We start from the raw sequence: 15,723 nt of genomic DNA on the forward strand, positions 1-15,723 counted from the left end.
GCGCGCGTTCGCCCGCGCGACGCCAGCCATGAGAGCGCCAGGCACCGTCTGGTTCGTCGGCGCCGGGCCGGGCGATCCCGAGCTCATCACCGTCAAGGGCCGCGCGCTGATCGAGCGCGCCGGCGCCATCCTGTTCGCCGGCTCGCTGGTCAACGAGGCCGCCACCCGCTGGGCGCCACCCGGCTGCACCATCGCCGACAGCAAGGACATGACGCTCGAGCAGATGGCCGCCTGGCTCATCCTGCATGCCCAGAAGCACGAGACCGTGATCCGCCTGCAGACCGGCGACCCGGCGCTCTACGGCGCGCTGATCGAGGTCGTGCAGCCGCTCGATGCGGCCGGCGTGCCGGTGCGCGTGGTGCCGGGCGTGTCCTCGGCCATGGCCTCGGCCGCCGCGGCGGTGGAAAGCTTCACGCTGCCCGAGGTCACCCAGAGCGTGATCTTCACCCGCGTGGAAGGCCGCACACCCATGCCGCCCGGCGAATCGCTGGCCGAGCTGGGCCGCCACCACTGCACGCTCTGCATCTTTCTGTCGATCACGCTGCTGCACAAGGTGCAGGCCGGCCTGCGCGAAGCGGGCTGGGCGGACGACGCGCCCATGCTGGTCGTCCACAAGGCCAGCTGGCCGGGCGAGGAGGTCATCGTGCGCGGCACGCTGGCCGACATCCGCGAGCGCTGCCGCGCCGCCGGCATCGTCAGCCAGGCCATGGTGATCGCCAGCCCCACGCTGGGCTCGCGCCAGTGGCAGGAGCTGGCCAAGTCCAAGCTCTACGACGCGAGCTTCACCCACCGTTTCCGCCGCGCCAGCCAGCCGGCCGCCGCCCCCCAAGAACCCCACGAACCGACCGCACCATGACCACCACCATCCTCCTGATCGGCCACGGCTCGCGCGAGCCCGAAGGCAACGACGAGATCCACGCCTTCGTGCGCCAGTGGCGCGAGCGCCAGCCCGGCTGGCGCATCGAGGTCTGCTTCATCGAATTCGCGCCGCCCGGTTTGCACGACGGCCTGCTGATGGCCGCCAAGGGCAGCACCCGTGTGCTGGTGCTGCCGCTCATCCTGAACGCGGCCGGCCACGTGAAGATGGAAATCCCCGAAGCCATCGAGCATGCGCGCGAGCACTGCCCGGGCGTCGAATTCCTCTACGGCCCGCACCTCACGGCCTGCGAGCCCATCCTCACCATCATGCAGCGCCAGCTGCGCCGCTGCATGCAGAAGCTGGACATGCCCGACCCCACCACCACCGGCGTGGTGCTGCTGGGCCGGGGCTCGTCCGACCGCCAGGCCAACGGCGACGTCGCCAAGATGGCGCGCTGGCTGCAGGAAGACAGCCACCACGAACTGGTCGAGATCGCCTTCACCGGCATCACCTGGCCGCGCCTGGAGCGCGTGGTGCAGCGCCAGGCGCTGCTGGGCATGAAGCAGATCGTGGTGCTGCCCTACTACCTCTACACCGGCACGCTGATGCAGCGCATCGCCCGGCAGGTGGAGCACCTGCGCGTGCAGTACCCGCAGCTGCGCTTCGCGCAGTCCGCCCACTTCGGCATGGAGCCCGAGATCTTCACGCTGCTGGAGCAGCGCGTGGCCGACCTGCAGGCCGGCCTGCCCGACAGCCGCCTGCCCTGCGACGGCTGCAAGTACCGCGAGATCGCCCACGACCTGGGCCACGGCCACAGCCACGAACACACGCACGCCCATGCGCCCGCCGCAGCCGCAGCAGGCGCCGAGCCGGGCCACAGCCATGGCCACGACCACGCGCATGGACACGATCACGCACACGGCGACCACGGCCATGCCCATGGGCACGCGCACGGCCACGATAACGGCCACCACCACGACCACGCGGTGCCCCAGCCGGCCGGAGCCGCGGCATGAGCACCGTCAACACCGTCACCGAACAGCTCACGCGCGCCGGCCAGGCCATCGAGCACGACAGCTTCGCCATCATCGACGCCGAGGCCGGCCCGCACCCCTACACGGCGCAGCAGTGGCCCATCGTGCGCCGCATGATCCACGCCAACGCCGACTTCGAATTCAACGGCCTGACCGACTTCCACCCTGAAGCGGTGGAAGCCGGCATCGCCGCCCTGCTGCGCGGCGGCGCGCCCGTGGTGGCCGACGTGGAGATGATCTGCTCGGGCCTCTCGCAGCCGCGCCTGGCGCACTTCGGCATGCGCGCGCACCAGTTCATCAGCGACGCCGACGTGATCGCCCAGGCCCAGGCCGAGGACACCACCCGCGCCGTGCAGGCCATGCGCAAGGCGCACCGGCTGGGGCTGCTGCAGGGCGCCGTGGTCGGTATCGGCAACGCGCCCACGGCGCTCATCGAACTCGTGCGCCTGATCCGCGAAGAGGGCGTGCGCCCGGCCCTCGTGGTCGGCATGCCGGTGGGCTTCGTGTCCGCCGCCGAATCCAAGGACCTGATGGCCGATGTGGCCGAGGTGCCCTGGATCGTCATCCGCGGCCGCAAGGGCGGCTCCACCCTGGTGGTGGCCGCGCTGCACGCGCTGCTGGCGCTGGCCGAGGCTCGGCAGAAGCAACAGCAGCAGCAACAACCAGGCGCTGCCGGAGGCTGACACCGCCATGATGGAGAAAACCGTCCGCCGCGGCACGCGCACCGGCTTCACCACCGGGGCCTGCTCCGCCGCCGCCGCGCGCGCCGCCGTGCTGGGCCTGGTCGAAGGCGCCGTGCCCGAGGCGGTGGAATGCCTGCTGCCCAACGGCGACGTGGTGCGCTTCGCCGTGAACGACGGCCGCTGCGATGGCACCGGCGAAGGCGGCCAGGCCGCGCACGCCATGGTCATCAAGGACGCGGGCGACGACCCCGACTGCACCGACAAGGCCCACCTCACCGCCGACGTGCGCGTGCTGCCCGGCCGCGCGGGCGAGGTCGTTCTGTGCGGCGGCTTCGGCGTGGGCACCGTCACCATGGCCGGCCTGGGCCTGGAAGTGGGCGGCCCGGCCATCAATCCCGTGCCCCGCCGCAACATCGAAGACAACGTGCGCGCCGTGGGCGGCCCGCTGCTGGAGCATGCGGGGCTGGAAGTGACCATCTCCGTGCCCCAGGGCGTGGAGATGGCCAAGAAGACGCTGAACGCGCGCTTAGGGATCTTGGGCGGCATCTCCATCCTCGGCACCACCGGCATCGTCAAGCCCTATTCCACCTCCGCCTACCGCGCGAGCGTGGTGCAAGGCGTGCAGGTGGCCGCCACGCTGGGCCACGGCGTGGTGGTGCTCACCACCGGCGGTCGCACCGAACAGTTCGCCATGAAGGAGCGGCCCGAACTGCCCGCCGCCTGCTTCGTGCAGATGGGCGACTTCCTGCGCTATGCGCTCGACGAAGCCGTGGCGCAGGGCCTGCGCGAAGTGGTCATCGGCGGCATGGTGGGCAAGCTCACGAAGATCGCCCAGGGCGAGACCATCACCCACGCCAACCGCGCCGAGGTCGATACCCAGCTGCTGGCCGAACTCGCCGCCCGCGTGGGCGCGCCGCCCGAGGTCTGCGCCGAGATCGCCGCCGCCGAGACCGCACGCTTCGGCGCCGAACGCATGCAGGCCCTGGGCCTGGGCGAGCCCTTCCACCACGCGCTCGCCCAGGCCGTCGTGCAGACGCTGACGGCGCCCGAACGCTACGGCGACCGCTTCCATCTCACCGTGCTGGTCTGCGATTTCGACGGCAGCAAGATCACCGAGGCCGCCTCCGGGCCGGCCGCCAACGCCTGACCATGACTACGAACCTGCTCGAAAAAGACCCCCAGCCCTGCCGCGTGATCGGCGTGCTGGACGACGGCGCCGCCAGCCTCAGCGCCACCGCGCTCGCGCTGCTGCGCCGCGCCGACCTGGTGATCGGCGGCACGCGCACCCTGGCGCTGCTGGAGGACGACATCGCCCCGCAGGCCGTGCGGCGCGACCTGACCGGCTGCCTCTCGTCCGTGCCCGGCTGGATCGCCGAGGCCCGCGCCGCCGAGCAGGCCTGCGTGGTGCTGGCCACGGGCGATCCGCTCTGCCACGGCATCGCGAGCTACCTGGCATCGCGCCTCTGCATCCAGGCGCTGGAGGTGATGCCCAACGTCTCCACCCTGCAGCTGGCCTGCGCCCGCCTGGGCCTGGCCTGGCAGGACGCGCGCATCGTCTCCGTCCACGCCAAGGATGCCGGCGAATGGGCCGTGGGCGCCGCGCCCGCGCACGGCCTCTACGCGCTGGCCCAGGCCGTGCGCCAGCACGACCGTCTGGCCGTGCTCACCAGCCCCGACAACACGCCCGCGCGCATCGCCCGCCTGCTGGTGGCCGAGGGCCTGGGCGAGGACTTCCAGATCAGCGTGGCCGAGCGCCTGTGCACGCCCGACGAGCGCGTGTGGGCCGACATGGCGCCCGCCCAGGCCGCCGCGCAGGACTTCGCCGACCCCAACGTGGTGCTGCTGGTACGCACGCGCCAGCGGCCCGACGCCGTGCGCTTCGGCCTGCCCGATGCGGCCTACCACCAGCGCCAGCCCGACAAAGGCCTCATCACCAAGCAGGAAGTGCGCGCCGTCTCGCTGGCCCGCATGCAGCTGCGCGCCACCAGCCGCGTGTGGGACATCGGCGCGGGCAGCGGCTCCGTGGGGCTGGAGGCCGCGCGCCTGTGCCCGCAGGGCCATGTCTGGGCCATGGAAAAGAACGAGGGCGACGTGGAGATCGCGCGCCGCAACGTGCGCGACTTCGGCGTCTCCAACCACACGCTGGTGCACGGCAAGGCGCCCGAGGGGCTGGATGCCTGGCCCGACCCGGACGCCGTCTTCATCGGCGGCTCGGGCGGCGAGCTGGCCGAGCTGATCGCGCTGTGCCTCAAGCGCCTGCGCCCCGGCGGCTGGCTGGTGATGAACTTCGTCACGCTGGAAAACCTCGCCGCCGCCACGCAGGCGCTGCAGGCCGGCGGCGCCGCGTGGGACGTGCTGCAGCTGCAGGCCGCGCGCAGCAAGCCCATCCTGCACATGCACCGCATGGCGGCCGAGAACCCGGTGTGGATCGTCTGCGCGCAGGCGGGCAGTGCCAGCGCCACGGCACCGGCCGCCGCCGTGGAGGAGGGCGCATGACCGAGATGACCACAACATCCCCAGCACAGGAGCAGGCCCCGCACGAGCAGCCCCTGGGCCGCCTGATCGGTGTCTCCCTCGGCCCGGGCGACCCCGGCCTCATCACTCGCGCCGCCTGGGCGCAGCTGCAGCGCAGCGATGCCGTATGGACCTACCCGGCCCGCAGCACCAAGACGCCCAGCTACGCCTTCGACATCGTGCAGCGCGCAGGATTGACGCCGCCCGCGACGCACCAGACGCTGCTCTTTCCCATGACGCACGACGGCGACAAACTCGCCCGGGCCTGGATGCGCGCCGCCGACACCGTGCTGCCCTGGCTGCAGGCCGGGCAGGACGTGCTCTTCCTTGTCGAAGGCGACGCCAGCACCTACGCCACCTTCGGCCACCTGGCGCGCACCGTGCGGGCGCTGGATGCGCGCATCGAAGCGCCCGTGATCGCCGGCGTGAACGCCTTCACCGCCGCCTGCGCCACGCGCGGCATGCCGCTGGCCGAGCAGGACGACACCATCGCCATCGTGCCCGCCGCCTACGGCGTGAGCGCGGTGGACCGCCTGCTGCCCGACTTCGACACCCTGGTGCTGATGAAGGTCAAGCCGCTCATGGACGACCTGATCGACTGGCTGGAGCAGCGCGCATTGCTGCCCCACACCCAGTTCATCGAGCGCGTGGGCGCACCCGACGAGCGCTGCGTGGCAGGCCCTGACCTGCCCGCGCTGCGCGGCACCAAGGTCAGCTACCTCTCGCTCATGGTGGTGAAGAACCCGCACCGCATCCGCGGCGAGCGCATCAAGGGCTGCCTGAAGAAATCCTCGCCCGCCGCAGCCTCCGCCGCCGCGGGCCAACCCCTGTCCGACGACGAACCGGAGCTTGCCGAATGACGACCCCGACCACCACTCCTGCCGCGCCCGACGTGATGCTCTCCGCCCCCGCACAGCCCGCCAGCGAGGTGCGCGTGTGCCTCGTCGCCATCACCCGCCACGGCGCCGCCCAGGCCGCGCAGCTGGCGCGCGACGTGCCCCAGGCGCACGTCTGCACCGCCGCCAAGTTCGCTTCTGCCTTCGAGGGCCTGCCCAACACCGTGCGCGCCTACGAAGGCGCGCTGCGCGACGAGATCGCGCCGCTCTTCGCGCAGTACGACCAGCTGGTCTTCTTCGTCTCGCTGGGCGCCGTGGTGCGCCTGATCGCGCCGGTGCTGAAATCCAAGGACGAAGACCCGGGCGTCACGGTGGTGGACGATGCCGGCCAGTTCGTCATCCCCGTGCTCTCGGGCCACGTGGGCGGCGCCAACGAATGGAGCGAGCGCATCGCCGCGCTGATCGGCGCCACGCCCGTGCTCACCACCGCGTCCGACGTGGGCAAGACCATCCCTGTGGACATACTAGGCCGCCACCTGGGCTGGCGCGTGGAGGCGCCCAAGATCAACATCACCCGCGTCTCGGCCCACGTGGTCAACGGCGAGCCCATCGCCGTCGTGCAGGAGGCCGGCAGCCCGCACTGGTGGAACCGCCCCACGCCGCTGCCCGCCAACATCACCTGCCTCGCCGACTGGAGCGGCGTGGAGCCCGGCCGCTTCCAGGCCGTGCTGTGGATCACCCACGACGAGGTCGCGCCCGAACGCTGGGCCGCCTGGCACGAGCGCCTGGTGGTCTATCGCCCGCCCGTGGACGCCGCCGCGTGAGCACCGGACACGCCATGCGCCTGGCGATCGGCCTGGGCTGCGACCGCGGCACGCCCGAGGCCACGGTCGAAGCCTGCCTGCACGCGGCGCTGGCCCAGGCCGGCGCGCAGATCGCCCAGGTGGCCGTGGCCGCGAGCATCGAGGCCAAGCAGGACGAAGCTGCCTTCCTCTCGCTGGCCGCGCGCCACGGCTGGCCGCTGCGCTGGTACGCCGCCGCGCAGCTGGCCGCCGTGCCCGTGCCCAACCCGTCCGAGACCGTGCTGCGCTACATGGGCACGCCGTCGGTCAGCGAAGCCGCCGCGCTGCTGGCCGCGGGCGCGGCCGATGCGTCGGCCCTGCTGGTCGAAAAGCACCGCCTGCGCGGGCCCGACGGGCGCAACGCCACCGTGTCCATCGCCCGCATCCCGCAGGGCACCTCCGATTCCGGCGGCTGAGGCCTCCCCGGCACTCCAGCCATTGACTCACCCCAACCCCTGAAAGGTCCACCATGCATATCGAAATCGGCATCCTCTCCCAGGACAAGATCGCCTATGCCTCCGTCGCCGCCACCGCGCTGCTGGCCGCGCACACGCGGCCCCTGCTCAAGAGCCCCACGGCCTGGCTGCGCACGCTGCTGGCCGCGTTCTTCTTCAGCGCGCTGATGCAGGTCTGGCACATGCCCATCGGCCCGTCCGAGCTGCACTTCGTCGGCGCCATGCCCATCTACCTGCTGTTCGGCTTCATTCCCACGCTGTTCGGCTTCGGCCTGGGGCTGCTGGCCCAGGCCCTGGTCTTCGAGCCGCAGGATCTGGCGCACCTGGCCGTCAACTTCCTGAGCCTGGCCGTGCCGCTGGTGGCCGTGCACCACGGCCTGGGCAAGCGCCTGGAACGCATCAGCATCGCCAACGTGCTCAAGCTCGACGCCCTGTACTACGCCGGCGTCACCCTCATGGTCGGCTTCTGGCTCTCCATCAGCAGCGACCCGGCCCCCGTGGCCGACTGGGCGCTGTTCGCCGCGTCCTACCTCAGCCTCGTGGCCGTGGAGCCGCTGCTGACCATCGCCATCACCCTCGGCGCCACGCGCCTGCGCGGCCGCCGCTGGCTGGCCGCCTGCATCGACGAAGGCACGCTGCAGCGCATCGCCGCGCCCCGCACCGCTGCGGCCGCTGCCGCCCTCTGACCCCGCACCCCACAGAAAAGAACACACGCACATGTCCGCAGGAAAGATCATGCTCGTGGGCATCGGCCCCGGCAGCACCGACCACATGACCGCGCGCGCCCGCGCCGCCATCGCCGAGGCCGACACCATCATCGGCTACGTCACCTACATCAAGCTGGTGGCCGATCTCATCGAGGGCAAGGAGATCATCCGCAAGTCCATGACCGAGGAGCTCGACCGCGCCATCGAATCGCTGGCCCGCGCCCGCGAGGGCAAGAAGGTCGCGCTCATCTCCTCGGGCGATGCCGGCGTCTATGGCATGGCCGGCCCCACCTTCGAGGTGCTGTTCCAGGCCGGCTGGACGCCGCCCGCCTTCGACGAGAACGGCGTGGTCGAGCCCGGCGGCATCGAGGTCGAGATCGTGCCCGGCGCCTCCGCGCTCAACAGCTGCGCGGCCCGCGTGGGCGCGCCGCTCACGCACGACTTCTGCGCCATTTCCCTCTCGGACCTGCTCACGCCCTGGCCCACCATCGCGCGCCGGCTCGATGCCGCCGCCATGGCCGACTTCGTCGTCGCGCTCTACAACCCCAAGAGCGGCCGCCGCACGCGCCAGATCGAGGAAGCCCAGCGCCTCTTCCTGCGCCACCGCAGCCCCGACACGCCCGTGGCCATCGTCAAGAGCGCCTACCGCCGCCGCGAACGCATCGAGTTCGCCACCCTGGCCACCATGTGCGATGCCGACATCGGCATGCTGAGCACCGTGCTCATCGGCAACAGCAACACCATCGTGCGCCACGGCCTCATGGTCACGCCGCGCGGCTACGCCAACAAGTACGACGTGGAAGGCGGAGGCACCACGCGCGAGGGCGAACGCCCCGGCCGCTCGCTCTCCACCGGCCTCAACGGCTGGCTGGAGAACCTGCAGCTCGACCACGCCGCCGGCGAGAGCATCGAAGAACTGGCCCGCCGCCACCGTCTGCCGGCCGACTACATCCGCGACACCCTGGCCCAGCCGCTCGCCGCCGAGCCCGCCACCACCACCGAGGAAGAGGCATGAGCGCCGACCAACCCAACACCGCAGCCGCAGCAGCGCCCGAGGGCGTGCGCGTCGTCGTCAAACCCAAGATCGGCAGCTACCGCCGCCACATCCTCATCTGCACCGGCCCGCGCTGCGCGGAAGACGGCCAGGCCCAGGCCCTGTTCGACAGCCTGGGCGAGAAGTTCAAGGCCGCCGGCCTGAACGACGGCGAGCTGCGCGTGAAGCGCAGCCGCGTCAGCTGCTTCGCCGCCTGCAAGGGCGGCCCCGTGATGTGCGTGCAGCCCGACGGCACCTGGTACTACAACGTCACGCCCGAGAACATGGACCGCATCATCGAAAAGCACCTCGTCGGCGGCCAGCCGGTCGAGGACTTGGTGTTCCACCAGGGACCGACGGGCGCATAGGGCTGCCCGTACTGCCTTCGATGTGGCGTCTGATGTGGCGCCTCGTCAGCACCGCTTCGCTGGATTTTGTGGGCCGCTCTCAATGGCGAGCCAGCGCCGGGAACTCGCCAATCAACGCGGGATCAGATGCACATACCCGTCATCCACCGGGCAAAGGAATGTGACGATGACCCCGAACGAACGCCCGCTGCTCGACGACCTGCTGCAACGCCTGGCCCACGCCGGCCCGGCAACCAAGGACAGCGAGGCCGACAGCCGCATCCACCAGGCGCTGGCCGCGCAGCCCGACGCGCTCTACCTGCTGGTGCAGCGCTGCCTGCTGCTCGAGCGCGGCCTCGCGCATGCACAGGAAGAAATCGCACGGCTGCAGCAGGCCGCAGACAGCCATCGCAGCTTCATCGGCGCCGACCTGGAGCAAGGCTTCGGCCGCGCCCCGTCGCAGGCCTACAGCCCGGGCGCCGCCGCAGCGCAACCCACGCCCATGCCGCCGCAAGCCCCCCCAGCGGGCTATGCGCAGCCGGCACCCGCTCCGAGCTGGCGCGACCGCCTGTTCGGCAACAACGCCAGCGCACCGGCTGCGGCCGCCCCTGCAGGGCCGGGCTTTCTGGGCACCGCCGCCAGCGCGGCGGCCGGTGTGGCCGGTGGCATGTTCCTGTTCAACGGGCTGGAACACCTGCTGGGCAACCGCGGCAGCGCCGTGGGCAATGGCCTGCTGGGCGGCGGCAGCAACGCCGGCCTGTTCGGCGGCGAACTGCTGCCGCAGGAAACCGTGGTGCAGAACATCACCAACGAGAATTTCTACGACAGCCGCGGCAACGAGGGCAGCCGCGACGCAGGCTGGTTGCCCGACGACAGCGGCCCGGCCTTCGACGACGACGGCGAGAACTTCCTCTGAGAGCATATTTGCGATCTTCTGGGCAACAGAGCCAGGAAGCTGGTGTCGCATCGCCCAGGCCGCACTCATTCGAGGCTACGCACCCCTGGACGATCAGATCGGTTTCCGCAGGGCAACGTCTCGATGTCCGGCGTGCGATGCCCGCATCACGCCCCCGGCCCTGGACAGCAGCGCGCTCAGCGCAGACTGGCCGGACGGCGTGACGAGACCGATGCCGAGGGCCAGCGCATCGCCTTCGGCCAAACGCCGGTAGGCCACGCCAGTCCGCCGCAATCCGGTGAAGGAGCTGGCCAGCAGCGCCATGCCCCGGCCGGCGGCCACTTCGGCCAGCAGGACGTGGTGGTCCGCCGGCTCGTGCAGCTTGGGCGGCGCGAAGCGGTGCCGCTCGAACACCTGCTGGCAGTGGTCATAAAAAGCGGGCTGCCGGGCGCGCTCGAACCAGAACACGGGTTCCGCCGCCAGGTCGGCCAGCCGCAGCAGCCGGCGCCGGGCCAGCGGGTGCGCGGAGGGCAGCGCCACCACCATGGGCAGGCGGCCAATCTCCAGCACGTCGAGCCCGCGCACATCGGTGGGCAGCGCGATGAAGGCCGCGTCGAGCTGGCCTGCGCGCACGCGCCGCACGAGGCGCGGGGACGTGTCCGACGCCACAGCCACCGCCACCCCGGGCCGCAGCGCCTGCACGCGATCGGCCAGCCCGCGGAACCAGGCCGGCTCGGCCGAGCTGGTCAGCCCCAGCCGCAGCGTGGACGGCACGGCGGCGCCCTGGAAGGCGGCCTCGGCCTGCCGCAGCAGATCGGCCACGCCGCGCGCATAGGGCAGCAGCCGGCGCCCGGCTTCGGTGAGGCTCACGCCATGCGGGTGGCGGTCGAAGAGCGGCGTGCCCAGGCGTGCTTCCAGCTCGCGGATCGCGCGGCTCAGGGGCGGCTGCGAGAGGTACAGGGCCTCGGCGGCCTGGCGGAAGCTCTGCGCATCGGCCACGGCGAGGAAGAGGGCGAGCGAGCGGGAATCGAGCTTGGCAGACATACCGAAAAGGTATCACCAAATCGGTCATTCCCAGGCGGCGCCGGGATTTCTACATTCGCATCCAACCCATCCCCCAGGAGCTTTGCATGCGACATCCATCCCCCGCCTCGCGGCCCCGCCACGCAGAAGAAGGCCCGCAGATGCCCCCTCAAGCCGACGACGGCCTGCGCCACGAACGCGGCACCCGCATGCTCCACCGGGTGGACGGCCCCGCCGGCCTCGCCGTGGTGGAGCAGCTCGCGCAGTCCTTCCCCGACTTCGCCCGCCTGCTGGTGGAATTCCCCTTCGGCGACATTTACGCCCGGCCCGCGCTGGGCCTGCGCGAACGCGAGCTGGCCACGGTGGCGGCCCTGAGCGCCATGGGCCACGCCCTGCCGCAGCTGCGCGTGCATGTGCATGCCGCGCTGCATGTGGGCTGCACCCCGGCGGAGATCGTCGAGGTGGCGATGCAGATGGCCGTCTATGCGGGCTTTCCGGCCGCGCTCAATGCGCTGGGCGTGGTGCGCGAGGTGTTCGCCGCATCGGGCATCGCGCTGCCGCTGCAGGGCGAGGGCGAGGGCGAAGGCCCAGGTCAGGGCGAACAGGCACCTTCGACCGCCGCGTAGTGCGACACCACGGGAAACGGCTCGTAGAAGTGGTGCAGCAGCCGCTTCCACTCCTGATACTGCGGCGATCCGCGAAAGCCCTGTTCGTGGGCCTGCAGCGTGTCCCACTCCACCAGCAGCAGGTATTCGCCCGGGCGCTCAATGCAGCGTTCCAGCCGGTGCGAGCGGTATCCGGGCATGGACGCGATGATGCGCTGCGCCTGGCGGAAGGCATCTTCGAACGCGGCGGCCTGGCCCGCGCGCACCTGCAGGGGCGCGGCTTCGAGGATCATGCGGCGCCCTGCGGGCCGGCTCTCACTTGCGCCCGCCCACCACCAGCAGCACCCCGCCGATCACGATGGCGCCGATGCCGGCCCAGAGCGGGATGTTCACGGTTTCCTTTTCCTTGGCCGAGATCTCCAGCGGGCCCATCTTCACCACGGTGGTGTCCTTGGTGTAGCTGAAGCTGCGGTAGGCCAGGCCCAGGGCGCCGGCAACGATGAGTGCGATGGCGACGATGCGGGTGGCGTTCATGGTGTCGGTTCTCCCTGTGATGCGATGTGATGTGATGTTGTCGTTGCAGCACACCCCGGCCTGGGGCGGGCGGCATGCCGGGCGCGAGCATAAGCCACGCCGGCGCGCCCACCGCACGGCCAGCCGCTCAGCCAGACTCTCAGCGCGGCCGGTACATCTTGAAGAGCTGCTCCGGCCCCACCGTGAAATAGTCGGCCGGGCCGCCCGCGCGCAGGATGTGGCCGGCGCTGGCGGTGTCGTAGATGCCGTCCTTGAGCTGCGCCCGGTCGATGTGGATGGCGACCACCTCGCCCAGCACCAGCCAGGTCGGCACCTGCACGCCGTCGGCGCCCTGCAGCTGCAGGATCTGCGTGCAGCGGCACTCGAAGCCCACCGGGCTCTCGGCCACGCGGGGCGGGGCCACCAGCGACGAGGCCAGGGGCGTGAGTCCCGCGAGCGTGAATTCGTCCACCTCGGGCGGCACGGCCGCGCAGGTCTGGTTCATGGTCTCGGCCAGATCGCGGGTGGCCAGGTTCCACACGAATTCGCCCGTGGCCTGCACGTTGGCCAGCGTGTCCTTGGCGCCGATGCTCGCGAAGCCCACGATGGGCGGCACGTAGTTGAAGGCGTTGAAGAAGCTGTAGGGCGCCAGGTTGAGCGCGCCCGCAGCGTTCTGCGTGCTGATCCAGCCGATGGGGCGCGGCCCCACGATGGCGTTGAAGGGATCGTGCGGCAGGCCGTGGCCCTGGCGCGGCTGGTAGCTGTGAAAGCGCGCGTCGTCGCCGCCGGCAGGGGAGGGTGTGGGTGCGTTCATGCGAAGGCACCATACCGGCATTGGCGCCGGCCTGCAATTGCTATCGAATAAATAGCTGAAGGCCCGCACCACGCCTGCGCTGCGGGCCTGAACGGCTCAAGGTCTTTCGGCGAAGGCCGTGCGCCACCCGTGGCCGGTCAGCCGCCGAAGTCCAGCGGCAGGCCCACGTAGTTCTCGGCGATGGTGCGCGAGCCCGCCTCGGAATGCAGCAGGTAGTCGATCTCGGCCGCCTGGAATTTCGCGGCGATGGCCGCGTCATCGCCGGGGAAGTTGTGCATCAGTTGCGTGAACCACCACGAGAAGCGCTCGGCGCGCCAGATGCGCTTCAGGCACCGCGCCGAATAGTCGTCGATGCCGGCCTCGCTGCGCTCGGCATAGAACTCGATCAGCGCGGAGGAAAGGAACTTCACGTCCGTCGCCGCCAGATTCAGCCCCTTGGCGCCCGTGGGCGGCACGATGTGGCCCGCGTCGCCGGCCAGGAACATGCGGCCGAAGCGCAGCGGCTCGGTGACGAAGCTGCGCAGCGGCGCGATGCTCTTTTCCAGGCTGGGGCCAGTCACCAGATGCTCGCGGGCTTCCGGGTCCAGGCGCAGGCGCAGCTCGTTCCAGAAGGCCTCGTCGCTCCACTGCTCGACCTTGTCGGTCAGCGGCACCTGCAGGTAGTAGCGGCTGCGCGTGGAGCTGCGCTGCGAGCACAGCGCGAAGCCGCGCGGCGTGTTCGCGTAGATCAGTTCGTGGTGCACGGGCGGCGTGTCCGAGAGCAGGCCCAGCCAGCCGAACGGATAGACCTTCTCGTAGTTGCGCAGCGCGCCCTGCGGCACGCTGGCGCGGCACACGCCATGGAAGCCGTCGCAGCCCGCGATGAAATCGCACTGCAGCGTGTGCGTGGTGCCGTCCTTCTCGAAGGTGACGGTCGGGCGGGCGGTGTCGAAGCCCTGCACCTGCACGTTGGCCGCGCTGTACACGGTGGGCAGGCCGGCGGCGGCGCGCGCATCCATCAGGTCGCGCGTGACCTCGGTCTGGCCATAGACCATCACATGCTTGCCGCCCGCGAGCGCCTCCAGGTCGATGCGGTGGCGCTGGCCGTCCAGCAGCAGATCGAAACCGCCATGCACCAGCCCTTCCTGGTGCATGCGCGCGCCCACGCCGGCTTCATCCAGCAAGTCGATGGTCACCTGCTCCAGCACGCCGGCGCGGATGCGGCCCAGCACGTAGTCGGGCGACTGGCGTTCGATGATGACCGCGTCGATGCCGGCCTTGTGCAGCAGCTGGCCCAGCAGCAGGCCCGAGGGGCCGGCGCCGATGATGGCGACCTGGGTGGATGCGGGAATGGGTGCGGTGTTCGTCGCGCTGGCGGTCATGGCTCTTTGTCTCCTGCCGCCGGCATGCGGCGGTCTTCGGTCTGGGGTCGGTGAAAGGTGGTTGACGCGGATCAATGCCACCCGATGCCCGCAGCGTAGGAGCCCAGCCCCCCGCACGCCAGGGCCTGCCCGCAAGCCTTGCGCGATCACCGCGCAAACGATGCGATGATCGCGCAGAGAAATCCGCACGACTTATCCACAGGCGCATCGGCCACCCCCCGCACGCAGTCCCCATCCGCAGCAGGCCCCACCATGGCAACACGCACCGCAACCCCGGCCGGCACCCGCAAGAGGGCCACCACCACGCCCGCCGGCATCGCCCATGCCGACTTCATCGCCGGCATGGCCAAGGGCCTGGCGGTGCTGGAGAGCTTCGACACCGAGCGCCAGCGCCTCAACGCCACGCTCGCGGCCGAGCGCGCCGGCCTCACGCGCGCGGCGGCGCGGCGCCATCTGCTCACGCTGGCGTACCTGGGCTATCTGGAAAGCGACGGGCAGTACTTCTGGCTCGCGCCCAAGGTGCTGCGGCTGGCCGGCAGCTATCTCGCTTCGGCGCGGCTGCCGCGCGTGGTGCAGCCCACGCTCAACCGGCTGGCCGCGCAGACGCAGCTGCCCTTTTCCGCCGTGGTGCTGGAAGGGCGCGAGGTGGTCATCGTGGCGCGCAGCGCCGCCACGCCGCAGGGCGACGCCGTGCGCGGCACGGGCCACTACAGCAGCGCCCAGGGCGCGGCCGACCGCGTGCTGGCCTATGGCCTGCACCTGGGCAGCCGCCTGCCCGCGCACGCCACCTCCACCGGCCGCATGCTGCTGGCCACCCGCACCAAGAGCGCCGTGCGCGACTGGCTGCGCGGCCACCCGCTGCCGCGCCTGACGGCCTACACCCGCACCGACGCGCCCGCGCTGCGCGCCGCCATCGACCAGGCCCGCGCGGAGGATTGCTGCATCGCCAGCGAAGAGCACGAGCTGGGCGTTCTGGCCCTGGCCGTGCCGCTGCGCGACCTGCAGGGCCACGCCGTGGCCGCGCTCAACGTGGTCACCGCGCCGGACCGGCTCTCGCCCGAGCGCCTCAAGCGCGATCTGCTGCCGCTGCTGCAGGACGCAGCGCGGGAATTGCGGCCCATGCTGTGACGGAAACGGTGCCGAAGAAATCAGAGCGACTCGCACAGCCCCGCGAAGCGGCTCTGGCAAGGCGCGAAGGCAGG

At 71.2% G+C, this 15,723-nt stretch carries 19 protein-coding genes; 14 read left to right on the forward strand and 5 right to left on the reverse strand.

Translation table 11 applies throughout. The features are described from left to right. Positions 1-28: 28 nt before the first annotated feature. From cobM to BM070_RS02880, 12 genes are all read left to right on the forward strand, one after another. A complete protein-coding gene (cobM, locus tag BM070_RS02825; RefSeq protein ID WP_092937392.1) occupies positions 29-856 on the forward strand; it encodes a precorrin-4 C(11)-methyltransferase in 828 nt (275 codons plus the stop codon). Further along, positions 853-1,875 carry a sirohydrochlorin chelatase gene (locus BM070_RS02830; RefSeq protein WP_092937394.1) on the forward strand — a complete coding sequence of 341 codons (1,023 nt, stop codon included), beginning with the start codon at positions 853-855 and terminating at the stop codon, positions 1,873-1,875. Before cobM ends, BM070_RS02830 begins: the two co-directional genes overlap by 4 nt. Beyond that, a complete protein-coding gene (locus tag BM070_RS02835) occupies positions 1,872-2,576 on the forward strand; it encodes a precorrin-8X methylmutase (RefSeq protein ID WP_092937396.1) in 705 nt (234 codons plus the stop codon). Before BM070_RS02830 ends, BM070_RS02835 begins: the two co-directional genes overlap by 4 nt. A 7-nt stretch (positions 2,577-2,583) precedes the next feature. Next, entirely contained in the window at positions 2,584-3,723 is a 1,140-nt protein-coding gene (locus BM070_RS02840) for a cobalt-precorrin-5B (C(1))-methyltransferase (RefSeq protein WP_092937398.1), read from the forward strand. Between the two features lie 2 nt (positions 3,724-3,725). Beyond that, on the forward strand, positions 3,726-5,072 hold the full coding sequence (gene cbiE / locus BM070_RS02845; protein WP_092937400.1) for a precorrin-6y C5,15-methyltransferase (decarboxylating) subunit CbiE: 1,347 nt from the start codon (positions 3,726-3,728) through the stop codon (positions 5,070-5,072). Further along, positions 5,069-5,950, forward strand: a complete 882-nt coding sequence (gene cobI, locus BM070_RS02850) for a precorrin-2 C(20)-methyltransferase (RefSeq protein ID WP_092937402.1) — start codon at positions 5,069-5,071, stop codon at positions 5,948-5,950. The genes cbiE and cobI overlap by 4 nt, the downstream gene beginning before the upstream one ends. A gap of 35 nt (positions 5,951-5,985) precedes the next feature. Beyond that, on the forward strand, positions 5,986-6,750 hold the full coding sequence (locus BM070_RS02855; RefSeq protein ID WP_092937404.1) for a cobalamin biosynthesis central domain-containing protein: 765 nt from the start codon (positions 5,986-5,988) through the stop codon (positions 6,748-6,750). A gap of 14 nt (positions 6,751-6,764) precedes the next feature. Next, positions 6,765-7,184 (forward strand): cobalamin biosynthesis protein, encoded by a 420-nt coding sequence (locus BM070_RS02860; protein WP_175518423.1) that lies wholly within the window; start codon positions 6,765-6,767, stop codon positions 7,182-7,184. Positions 7,185-7,237: 53 nt separating this feature from the next. Continuing rightward, entirely contained in the window at positions 7,238-7,909 is a 672-nt protein-coding gene (locus BM070_RS02865) for an energy-coupling factor ABC transporter permease (protein ID WP_092937408.1), read from the forward strand. Positions 7,910-7,940: 31 nt separating this feature from the next. Beyond that, on the forward strand, positions 7,941-8,945 hold the full coding sequence (gene cobJ, locus BM070_RS02870) for a precorrin-3B C(17)-methyltransferase (RefSeq protein ID WP_092937410.1): 1,005 nt from the start codon (positions 7,941-7,943) through the stop codon (positions 8,943-8,945). Beyond that, positions 8,942-9,331 carry a (2Fe-2S) ferredoxin domain-containing protein gene (locus tag BM070_RS02875; RefSeq protein ID WP_092937412.1) on the forward strand — a complete coding sequence of 130 codons (390 nt, stop codon included), beginning with the start codon at positions 8,942-8,944 and terminating at the stop codon, positions 9,329-9,331. Before cobJ ends, BM070_RS02875 begins: the two co-directional genes overlap by 4 nt. A 166-nt stretch (positions 9,332-9,497) precedes the next feature. After that, the gene (locus tag BM070_RS02880; protein WP_092937414.1) at positions 9,498-10,226 is read left to right on the forward strand and encodes a DUF2076 domain-containing protein; all 729 of its coding nucleotides are present in this window, start codon (positions 9,498-9,500) and stop codon (positions 10,224-10,226) included. A 93-nt stretch (positions 10,227-10,319) separates the two neighbouring features. Here the strand turns inward: BM070_RS02880 and BM070_RS02885 are convergent, their stop codons facing one another. Continuing rightward, positions 10,320-11,249, reverse strand: a complete 930-nt coding sequence (locus BM070_RS02885; protein ID WP_092937416.1) for a LysR family transcriptional regulator — start codon at positions 11,247-11,249, stop codon at positions 10,320-10,322. A gap of 140 nt (positions 11,250-11,389) precedes the next feature. Here BM070_RS02885 and BM070_RS02890 point away from each other — a divergent pair, with 140 nt between their 5' ends. After that, positions 11,390-11,854: a carboxymuconolactone decarboxylase family protein gene (locus BM070_RS02890; RefSeq protein ID WP_092938107.1), complete on the forward strand. Its 465-nt coding sequence runs from the start codon at positions 11,390-11,392 to the stop codon at positions 11,852-11,854. On the opposite strand, the gene BM070_RS02895 is transcribed toward BM070_RS02890, so the two are convergent. From BM070_RS02895 to pobA, 4 genes are all read right to left on the reverse strand, one after another. Next, the gene (locus tag BM070_RS02895; protein ID WP_092937418.1) at positions 11,821-12,126 is read right to left on the reverse strand and encodes an antibiotic biosynthesis monooxygenase family protein; all 306 of its coding nucleotides are present in this window, start codon (positions 12,124-12,126) and stop codon (positions 11,821-11,823) included. The genes BM070_RS02890 and BM070_RS02895 overlap by 34 nt on opposite strands. Before the next feature lie 22 nt (positions 12,127-12,148). Continuing rightward, positions 12,149-12,367, reverse strand: coding sequence for a hypothetical protein (locus tag BM070_RS02900; protein WP_092937420.1), 219 nt, complete (start codon positions 12,365-12,367; stop codon positions 12,149-12,151). Positions 12,368-12,506: 139 nt separating this feature from the next. Continuing rightward, complete coding sequence (locus BM070_RS02905; RefSeq protein ID WP_175518401.1) at positions 12,507-13,160, reverse strand: flavin reductase family protein; 654 nt, start codon at positions 13,158-13,160, stop codon at positions 12,507-12,509. 137 nt (positions 13,161-13,297) lie between these two features. Beyond that, complete coding sequence (gene pobA / locus BM070_RS02910; protein ID WP_092937424.1) at positions 13,298-14,521, reverse strand: 4-hydroxybenzoate 3-monooxygenase; 1,224 nt, start codon at positions 14,519-14,521, stop codon at positions 13,298-13,300. 342 nt (positions 14,522-14,863) lie between these two features. Between pobA and BM070_RS02915 the strand changes: the two genes are divergently transcribed. Further along, entirely contained in the window at positions 14,864-15,649 is a 786-nt protein-coding gene (locus BM070_RS02915) for an IclR family transcriptional regulator domain-containing protein (RefSeq protein WP_245785106.1), read from the forward strand. The last annotated feature ends 74 nt before the right edge of the window (positions 15,650-15,723 follow it).

This window comes from Paracidovorax wautersii (assembly GCF_900113035.1).
Taxonomy (GTDB): Bacteria; Pseudomonadota; Gammaproteobacteria; order Burkholderiales; family Burkholderiaceae_C; genus Paracidovorax; species Paracidovorax wautersii.